Annotated in this window: 10 protein-coding genes; 5 read left to right on the forward strand and 5 right to left on the reverse strand. The window is 59.1% G+C overall.

Annotated elements, in window-relative coordinates; genetic code table 11:
• Nucleotides 1-10 precede the first annotated feature (10 nt).
• The 4 genes from ABQ278_RS16875 to ABQ278_RS16890 all read right to left on the reverse strand — a co-directional run bounded on the left by ABQ278_RS16875 (nucleotide 11) and on the right by ABQ278_RS16890 (nucleotide 3,934).
• Entirely contained in the window at nucleotides 11-1,600 is a 1,590-nt protein-coding gene (locus tag ABQ278_RS16875) for a tryptophan halogenase family protein (protein ID WP_349320622.1), read from the reverse strand.
• Nucleotides 1,601-1,744: 144 nt separating this feature from the next.
• A complete protein-coding gene (locus tag ABQ278_RS16880; protein WP_349320623.1) occupies nucleotides 1,745-1,960 on the reverse strand; it encodes a hypothetical protein in 216 nt (71 codons plus the stop codon).
• Between the two features lie 69 nt (nucleotides 1,961-2,029).
• The gene (locus ABQ278_RS16885) at nucleotides 2,030-2,188 is read right to left on the reverse strand and encodes a DUF3309 domain-containing protein (RefSeq protein WP_349320624.1); all 159 of its coding nucleotides are present in this window, start codon (nucleotides 2,186-2,188) and stop codon (nucleotides 2,030-2,032) included.
• Nucleotides 2,189-2,275: 87 nt separating this feature from the next.
• Nucleotides 2,276-3,934 carry an MFS transporter gene (locus ABQ278_RS16890; protein WP_349320625.1) on the reverse strand — a complete coding sequence of 553 codons (1,659 nt, stop codon included), beginning with the start codon at nucleotides 3,932-3,934 and terminating at the stop codon, nucleotides 2,276-2,278.
• A gap of 157 nt (nucleotides 3,935-4,091) precedes the next feature.
• Between ABQ278_RS16890 and ABQ278_RS16895 the strand changes: the two genes are divergently transcribed.
• From ABQ278_RS16895 to mutM, 4 genes are all read left to right on the forward strand, one after another.
• Complete coding sequence (locus ABQ278_RS16895; RefSeq protein WP_349320626.1) at nucleotides 4,092-4,331, forward strand: hypothetical protein; 240 nt, start codon at nucleotides 4,092-4,094, stop codon at nucleotides 4,329-4,331.
• 64 nt (nucleotides 4,332-4,395) lie between these two features.
• Nucleotides 4,396-5,016 carry a carbonic anhydrase gene (locus ABQ278_RS16900; RefSeq protein WP_349320627.1) on the forward strand — a complete coding sequence of 207 codons (621 nt, stop codon included), beginning with the start codon at nucleotides 4,396-4,398 and terminating at the stop codon, nucleotides 5,014-5,016.
• Between the two features lie 253 nt (nucleotides 5,017-5,269).
• Entirely contained in the window at nucleotides 5,270-6,178 is a 909-nt protein-coding gene (locus tag ABQ278_RS16905) for an aldo/keto reductase (protein WP_349320628.1), read from the forward strand.
• Between the two features lie 68 nt (nucleotides 6,179-6,246).
• The gene (gene mutM / locus ABQ278_RS16910; protein WP_349320629.1) at nucleotides 6,247-7,125 is read left to right on the forward strand and encodes a bifunctional DNA-formamidopyrimidine glycosylase/DNA-(apurinic or apyrimidinic site) lyase; all 879 of its coding nucleotides are present in this window, start codon (nucleotides 6,247-6,249) and stop codon (nucleotides 7,123-7,125) included.
• Here the strand turns inward: mutM and ABQ278_RS16915 are convergent.
• Complete coding sequence (locus ABQ278_RS16915; RefSeq protein WP_349320630.1) at nucleotides 7,064-7,684, reverse strand: TlpA disulfide reductase family protein; 621 nt, start codon at nucleotides 7,682-7,684, stop codon at nucleotides 7,064-7,066. The two genes, mutM and ABQ278_RS16915, sit on opposite strands and share 62 nt — an antisense overlap.
• Nucleotides 7,685-7,930: 246 nt before the next feature.
• Between ABQ278_RS16915 and rpsT the strand changes: the two genes are divergently transcribed.
• Nucleotides 7,931-8,200: a 30S ribosomal protein S20 gene (gene rpsT, locus ABQ278_RS16920; protein WP_018080541.1), complete on the forward strand. Its 270-nt coding sequence runs from the start codon at nucleotides 7,931-7,933 to the stop codon at nucleotides 8,198-8,200.
• The last annotated feature ends 993 nt before the right edge of the window (nucleotides 8,201-9,193 follow it).

Here is a 9,193-nt window from a genome sequence, read left to right on the forward strand (position 1 = left end):
GAAGGCCCTGTTACTTCGCCATCGCCAGCGGACTGGCGGGCGGACGCTCGACAAAGCCGTTCTTGTAGACCGCATTGATCAGATGGCGGTGGGTGACCAGATCCTTCTGCGCCTGTTCGCCGAAATGGGCGATGCGGGCGAAAAGCTGATCGGCCAGCGCCTGCTGTTGCAACGAACCGCGCGCGGCATCGAACCGGGTGTCGAAGTTCATGCCGTAGAGGATGTACTGATAGCTGAAGAAGGCGAAACTCTCGTGGTCCAGCACGAAATCGAAGCGTGACGGCGGGCGATGCTTCCAGATATCCAGCAGATCGCGCAGGTGTTGCGGGATCGAGTCCGGCCGGGTGTTATCGACCCAGAAGGGCTCGGTGCGCTTGCTCAGGGCATAGTGCAGCTTGATGAAGCCGATGATGGTGTCATAGCGACGAACCATCAGATCGTTGAAGATCGCCGCCGAAGCGTCGATAGGGCCGTGATACGGGAAGAATTCGACGATCTTGTTGACCGCCAATTCGATCAGCACCATGCCGGTCGATTCCAGCGGCTCCAGGAAACCCGCCGACAAACCGACCGCGACGCAGTTTTTGACCCATTGCTGCGTGCGATAACCGGCTTCAAAGCTGATGCGGCGCATCTCGCCCGCTTCGGCGCCACTTTTGGCGATATAGGCGCGCAACACCTCTTCGGCGCCTTCATCGCTGGTGTATGACGACGCATAGACGTAACCGATGCCGCGGCGGTTGCTGAGCGCGATATCCCAGGTCCAGCCGGCCTCATGCGCCGTCGAGATGGTGTAGCTTTCGAGCGGGCCATCGGGTTGGGTGTAAGGCACCTGCGTGGTGATGGCGCGATCGGTGAAAAGGATATCGTTGATCGGCTTGAAGGGCACCTTTAACGCCTTGCCGATCAGCTCGGCACGGAAACCGGTACAGTCCACATAAAGATTGGCGCGCATCTCGCCATGCTCTTTGGACACCACACAATCGATGGCGCCGTCCGCCGTCAGCGGCACATCGCTGAGCGTGCCGGTCAGGTGATGTACGCCCAGCCCTTTGGCGTATTTCGCCAGCACGCCGGCGAAGCGATGGGCGTCGAAATGGTAGGCGTAGTTGAGCGGTCCCTGGTAATTGCCCTGATGGATGCGCTTGGGCGCCATCTTCGCGTCGGCCACCTTCTTCTGGAAGGTGACGGCCTCGGCGAAGGGCAGGCGCGTCGCCTTGTCCTGCAAGAGCCAGTAGGGCACAAGGTTCAGTTCTTCGCGCGACCAGTAGGGCAACTCGAAGGGATGAAAGTAATGGCTGTGCCGGCCGTCTGCGGGCGTCACTTCCCAGTCGTCGAAACGGATGCCCTGCTTGAAGGTGGCGTGGCTCTCGCGCATGAATTCGGCTTCATCGATACCGAGGGCGCGCAGGATGTTGCGGATGGTCGGGAAGGTGCCCTCGCCCACGCCGATAATGCCAATCTCGGCCAATTCCATGACAGTGATCTTCGGGCCGCCGTTACGATCCGTGCCCAGATGCTTGGCCAGATAGGCCGCCGTCATCCAGCCCGCCGCACCGCCGCCGATGATCAGAACGTCTCGCGCTGTGCCGTGGATCATAAAATGCGCCCGCTTCCCATTGTCCCGTTCGGTTATAAGCCGGTTTTATAGGGCTTTTCCCGACCTGTCCATGCGCAAGCCAAAGCGGCAGGGTATGGGCGGTACGGTATGGGTTGCGCAGGTGATGCACGGGCACACGCTGGTCTAGTCGACCGTTTTCTCGATGGCATCGCCGGCTTTTTCGACCGGATTGCGATCCTTGAGCTGATCGCCGGCCTTATCCACGCCATCCGGCAGGGCTGTGACCGCGTCGCCGACGCGCTCCGGTCCGGTGCGGTTATCCGGCATGTTGAGCAAGAAGATGGCGAGGATAACGACGACCGCGATGCCGCAGATGATATAGATGCTCCGATTTTTCATTGAGCGCATTCCTGAAAGCATGACGCACTTTTAGGATTAAAAAGCGCGTAAAAACAAAAAGATAAAGTCTTATATTCGGCCCATCAGAACCAGAATAATGATGATGACGGCGACAAGGCCCAATCCGCCGCTGGGGCCATACCCCCAGCTACGGCTGTGCCCCCAGGTCGGCAGCGCGCCGATGAGCAGCAGAACCAGAATGATGATCAGAATCGTGCCCAAGGACATGGCGGCCTCCCAATGATTATGTCTGGGAAGCAGCCTATGGACGCACAGGTAAGGATGACATGCGCGTTCAGGGCGTAAAATATAAGCCTAGTCTATGGAGCCAAGATCGCGGCCGTGCGTTTCCTTGAGGAACAGCAGCGATACCAGCACCGCCAGCAGACCGGTGGCGACCGGATACCACAGGCCGAAATAGATATTGCCCGAGGCCGCCACCATGGCGAACGATAAGACCGGCTGGAGCCCGCCAAACCAGCCCGTACCGATATTGTAGGGCAGGCTCATGGCGGTGTAGCGCACACGGGTCGGGAACATCTCGACCAGCAGCGACGCCATCGGCCCATAGAGCGCCGTACAGGCCACGGCGAATACGCACATGATGCCGAACATCGCCCACATATTGGACTTGGCGTGATCGGCCTTTTCAGGGTAGCCGGCGGCTTTAAGCGCGGCCTTGACCTCGCCGGTTGCCCTGGCTTTCAGCGCCTTGATACCGGCCTTGTCGAGCCCGGCGCCGGATGGCATGGCGATGACCTGCGTGCCGATCCGGATGCTGGCCGTGTCTTTGGCCACCGCGTCCGGACGGTTGACATAGGGCGTGCCGATGCCGGTGACGACGCTCTTGGCCAGATCGCACGACGTGGTGAACTGCGCCGTATTGAAGAGATCGAACTGGAAGCTGCATTGTGCCGGATTGGCGACAATATAGACCGGATTTATGCGCTGCGCCGCTTCGAGATCAGGATTGCCGAACTTCATCAGCCCCTGATAACCGGGGAAGAAGCTCAATACCGCCAGAAGGATGCCGAAGATCATCACCGGCTTGCGGCCGATCTTGTCCGACAGAGTAGCGAACACGACATAGAGCGGCGCCGACACCAGCGTCATGCCCATGACCAGGGTGTTCATATCGGCAGGATCGATCTTGACCATCGAGGTCAGGAACAACTGCGTATAGAAGAAGGTGGTATACCACACCACTCCCTGCGCCGTCATGAAGCCAAACAGGGCGATCAGCATGCCTTTCAGGTTCTTCCAGCGCGTGAAGATTTCGCTGAGCGGCGACTTGGCCAGTTGCCCCTGCTCGTGCAGCGCCTTGAAGGCCGGGCTTTCAGCCGTTTTGGCGCGGATATAGACCGACACAACCAGCAGGCCGGCCGAGACGATGAACGGGATGCGCCAGCCCCAGTCTTCGAACGCCGCCTTGCTCATCATGGTGCGCGTCGCCAGAATGACCAGCAGGGCGGCGATCAGGCCGAAGGCGGCCGAGCTTTGGATCCAGCTCGTGAAAGCACCGCGCTTATGGGAGGGCGCGTGTTCGGCCACGTAAATCGCAGCGCCGCCATATTCGCCGCCAAGGGCAAAGCCCTGCACGATGCGCAAGGCCACCAGCAATATGGGGGCCGCAATGCCGATCTGCTTGAAGGTCGGCAGCAGGCCGATGGCGATGGTTGCCAGTCCCATGACGAGGATGGTGTAGAGGAAGGTGCCCTTGCGGCCCTTCTTGTCGCCTATATGACCAAAGACCAGCGCCCCCACCGGACGCGCGATAAAGCCAACCGCGAAGGTGGCCAGCGCCGCCATGGTGGCCAGGGTGTCGGACAGGCCGGCGTAGAAATTATGGGCGATGGTGGCCGTCAGGGTGCCGAAGATGAAGAAGTCATACCATTCAAACGTGGTGCCTGCCGCCGAAGCGATCACGATTGTGCGCAGGTCGCGCGTATCCGTCTTTGCTGCCTGATCCGACATGCGTTTCCCCATCTGCCCGTTCCGGGCCTCTTCTTATGGCATTTGAACGAAAGCTGAGCAGATGACAAGGCCCCACTCACAAGGGCCCTATAACAAGCCTTGGCGTCGCGGCGATTTTGCGGTTAAGGTAGGCTCAAGGCTCATCGTGTGGGGGTGTATGATGAAATTTTCCAGTCCGGTCCAGTCTGCCGAAGGTTTGACCTCCTATGCCAAAGTCAACCGCATCCGGCCGTGGTCAGTGGCGCTCAATATTCTCGAAGGCCTGCTGGGTCTGCTCGGGGTGGTGGTGCTGATTCTCGTTATCCGCGCCGGCTCGTTTGAAAAGGCCGGCCTGATCATCGACCAGACGCTCGGCAGCGTCACGAACAGCGTCGAAAAGCTGACCCCGCATCGTTAATAACGCTTGATCTGTCTGGTTCTGTGTCTATAACCCCGGCGGGGTTTATCTAAGGGTACAGACCATGCTAGATCGACTGATCGAGAAAAACCGCATCTGGGCACACCAGAAAACTGAAATCGATCCCGAATTTTTCAAACGCCTCGTCGCCCAGCAATCACCGGAATATTTCTGGATCGGCTGCGCGGATTCGCGCGTGCCGGCCAATGAAATCGTCGATCTTGATCCAGGCGAACTGTTCGTCCACCGCAATGTCGCCAACCTCGCGCCGTCGCAGGACGCCAACTATCTCAGCGTTCTGCAATATGCCGTGCAGGTCCTCAAGGTGAAGCACATCCTGGTGGTGGGTCACTATGGCTGCGGCGGTGTCCGCGCCGCCGTTGAATCCCAGGGCGACAGCCTGATCGATCACTGGCTGGCCCCGATCCGCGAAGTGGCGCACAGCCATCAGCACGAGCTCGACGCCATAGGTAATGATGTCGCGCGATTCGATCGCCTGTGCGAACTGAACGTCATTTCCCAGGTGCGCAGCGTCGCCCTGACACCGATCGTGGCCAAGGCATGGCGCGAGCAGCAGCCCATTACCATACACGGCTGGGTTTATTCGATCGCCAATGGTCTGGTCACCGATCAGGGCGTAAGCGTCGGTTCGCTGGAAGATCGCCAGAGAATTTTCGATATTTAAGGTCTGTAACGCTAGTTGACAGTTTGTGCACAACTTAACAAACCTGTGCATGGTACGCTGGCAATAATTTGAACTTTAAGCCAAAACGCGAAAATTAAGGCCTTATTAACCATAATCTTTACGAAAAAAGCACCCGTAGCGCATGGGTTTTTTATTTCCTGTAAAGAGCTTGTTTAAGGTTTACCGTCCACATTCAACCCATTCCTTTCTTGGTTAAGGAATCTGGTTAAATGATTTTGGACAGTGCGCATTCATGGCGGCAAACCTCGGTCTCGGTTCAGCGCAATTTGGCGGTGACTACGGCATATCCAACACCCGCGGTCGCGTGGGTGAGGAAGACGTGCGCCAGATCCTTGAGCTGGCCGCCGATTGCCGCATCCTGAACATCGATGCCTCCCACCATGACGGCGATGTCGAACGCATTTTAGGCCGCAACTGGCCCTTCCCCTCGCCTTTCAAACCCCAGATCCGTACCTTGCGCCTTGAAAAAGGCCTCGACTGGCTGGAATCGCGCCTGCGCCGCTCGGTTGACCACATGGGCCTGGTGCGCGCACACGCCGCTCTGGTCGATGCCGCCGAAGACCTGACCGGGCCGGAGGGCGATGCCCTGTGGACGCGTCTGGAAAAGCTGAAGGCCGACGGCCTGATCAGCAAGATCGGCATCAGCGCCACCGCCGCCGACCAGCCGGTGCTGCTGGCCCAGCGCTTCAAGCCCGACATCATGCAAGTGCCGACCTCGATCCTCGATCAGCGCCTGGTGCGCAACGGCGCCATCAAGACACTTGCCGAACTTGGCGTCGAGGTCCAGATCCGCTCGGTCTTCCTACAAGGCTTGCTGTTCCTGCCGCGCGAAGCCCTGCCGGCCAACCTGATCCCGATTGGTCCGCACCTGTCGCGCGTGCGCCGCATCATGGCCGAAAGCGGCGCCGATCCGCTGCACGCGGCCTTGAGCTTTGCGCTCAATCTCGAAGGCGTCTCCACCGTCATGGTCGGGGTCACTTCGGCCGCCGAACTGCGCGCCATCGTGGCGGCCTCCGAACGCACCCCCCCGCGCATCAATTACGACGCCATGGCGCTCAGCGATGATGTGGCGCTCGATCCGAAGCAGTGGTTCGCCGATCTGGGTGAACAGGCGACGCGCCGTCTGGTACGGGTCGCGTAAAGACCCAGCCCTGTGTTATGGGGTGCAGGGAACTATGTCCCCTGCGCTAAACCCCCGGAGCTGCCACCATGCCCGAACTGCCCGAAGTCGAAACCGTCCGGCGCGGGCTTGAACCGCATATGCAGGGCGCGAAACTGAGTGAGGTCCGGCTGCACAGACCCAACCTGCGCTATCCGTTTCCGGGGCATTTCGCGCAACGGCTGGAAGGCGCCGAGGTGTTGCGGCTGGAACGCCGCGCCAAGTATCTTTTGTTCTATCTCGATACGCAGGATGTCTGGGTGACGCATCTGGGCATGACCGGCCGCTTTCAGGTGAATGATAGCCATGAGGACCTGGCGCGCTATTATCATGCGGTCGCGCCCGATGAGAAACATCTGCATTTCCAGTGCCTCGCTACCCTGCCGGAGGGCGGGGTCAGCCGGATCGACTATTACGACCCGCGCCGCTTCGGCTTTATGCTGCTGCTCAAGCCCGATGAACTCTACGAAAGTAAGTGGTTCAAGGGCCTGGGCGTCGAGCCCCTCTCGGACGAACTGACGCCGGCACACCTGCTGGAGATGGCGTACGGCCGCAATGTCAATCTCAAGGCGCTGCTGATGGCCCAGAGAGGGCCAAAAGACGGCATCGCGGGGCTCGGCAACATCTATGTCTGCGAGGCGCTGTGGCGGGCACGCCTGAGCCCTGACCACAAGGCGTCGGCTTTGAAGCCCAAAGAGGCGGCGGCGCTTATCGAAGGCATCAAAACCGTGCTGGAAGAGGCCGTGGCCTCGGGCGGCTCATCCATCAGCGATTTCACCGCCGCTTCGGGGGAACTGGGTTATTTCCAGCACCGCTTCTGCGTCTATGATCGTAAAGGACACCCCTGCCCGCGTAACGATGGCGGCGTCATCGAGCGCAAGGTGCATCAGGGACGGTCGAGCTTCTTTTGCCCCGTCTGTCAGACATAGCCTGTCCGGAAACAGACCGGCTTAAGTTTGTGCGATCGGCGCGCGCGCGCGCTTTTTCCGCCAGCAGAGGTGTGATCAGGCTGTCGAAGGTCTGATAACTGAAGGCGTCGGCCTTGGCGTAGCGCAGGACGCCGGAACGGTCGATAACGTAATTGGTGGGAATGGCCCCGCCGATGGCGCCATAGCCACTGCCGCTGATCCGTGTCGCCAGCGGAAAGGACAGGACGCCGGCCAGCGGCTTGAGCTGGCTGTCGGAGACGGTGTCGTCCACGGTCACAGCGAAGACCTTGAGATCATCGCCGCCCTTCTTGCGCACATAGCGGTCGATCTCCGGCAGTTCCTGCTTGCACGGGCCGCACCAGACGGCCCAGTAGTTGAGCACGATGACCTTGCCGGCCAGTTCGGCCGAGGTGACCTTGCGGCGGTCGAAAGTAGTGAGGGTGAATTTCGGCGCCGGCTTGCCGATCATGGCCCTGGCTTCCGCAAACGTCGGAAACAGGCTGGCGCCGACAGTTGTTAAGCCTGCGCCCAGCAGGACGCGGCGATCGATTGATGACATAAGACTTGGACTCCCCCCGAAACAGGTTGTAAGCCTATTCCGGAACTTAAAAAGGCGCAAGATCGCCTGTTTTAGGGCCGTCGACCACAGGTGTGCATAAATTTTATGCCTTGCATGAGAAAAGCGCACCGGGGTGCATTGACCGGCGGAAGTTCATCAGTTATACCCCGCCCCCTTGAAATTCACGTCTTCGCAGGTTTCTGCGGCGACTTTTTTACTTAACTATCTCGTCCTTTAAGGTGATAAATGGCCAATAACCCCGGCGCCCGCAAAGCGATCCGTAAGATCGCTGCCCGTACCGAAGTCAACAAGGCGCGTCGTTCGCGCGTCCGTACCTTCGTGCGCAAGTTTGAAGAAGCCCTGACCGGCGGTAACGCTGATGTCGCCAAGGCCGCCTTCGTCGAGGCGCAATCCGAGCTGATGCGCGCTGTCTCCAAGGGTGTGGTTCACAAGAACACCGGTTCGCGTAAAGTGTCCCGTCTGGCAGCTCAGCTCAAGAAGCTGGCCACCGCCTAAATCTGTTATTGACGCGGGCCTTAGCGCCCGCGGCCATGACCCTGCCGGCGTTGTGCATGCAGCGCTGCGAGAAGGGGAGTCTTCAGGTGGAACACCACCGGCTCCACTTTAAAATTTCCTACAATATAAAGCTTTTCATCCCACGCACGCTTCGGCGGGCGAGGGCTCTTTTTTGTCGCCTTCACCGCTCTTTTTCGCCTTGCGCAGAAAAGGGCAGCGGCAAAAAATAATTGCCTAATGTAGTCTTAATTTCTCGTTGCGCGCGAACAGGTTAGCGGTGTCAATAAAAATATCAGCACCTGTTGATAAATTAGGTCATTGACCCGACGCTCCAGAGCGTTAATTTGGCCCTCTCACGCAGAACTCATCCTGATACGGAGGATTTCAGCGGCGCCCGGCGAAAGGTCGGGCGGACTGAGCAAAGCCAGTCGTCTCGCCGGTTTTCCGGAGGGCGCCGGCCGTGCTCAAAGGCTTATGCTGCAAGGAAAAGCAACTCAATAAGGTCGACCTATCCCTGCGCAGGCCAAATGACGGTTTAGCCGAACTTTTCGGACAAACAGGAACCTTCCTGTGGTGTCCGGGATTTGTACTTCCGCTAACTGGAGCCGCGCTCAGCGCGACGCCGGATGCTAGGCGGTTGCCGCTAACCCGACACCTATCCCTTCGCGTGAAGGGAGAGATTTGGAGTTGCTCGCGGCCGAAATTCGCGGACTGCGCGTAAAGCCAAAAAAACTCAACAGGGACAGCCACTCAAGGTTGAAAAAGGCTTGAGAGGCTGGACCTGAACAACGGCAAACCTTTTTTGGGTACGTCCGTTAAGGTGATCGGTCGGCGCTGATGTCGTTAAGCGGCATGGGCGCGGGGCGTGACCAGAGCAACGGTCATCGACCGTCCGAAGAGGCATGATGGGCCTCAGCGCGACGGAGGTGGCTATGAGTAACGCGAGATGTGTGGGTTAAGGCAAATGATCGGGGCGATAAAAGAATGCCAAGC

Origin of the sequence: Asticcacaulis sp. MM231, assembly GCF_964186625.1 — a bacterium.
Classification (GTDB): domain Bacteria; phylum Pseudomonadota; class Alphaproteobacteria; order Caulobacterales; family Caulobacteraceae; genus Asticcacaulis.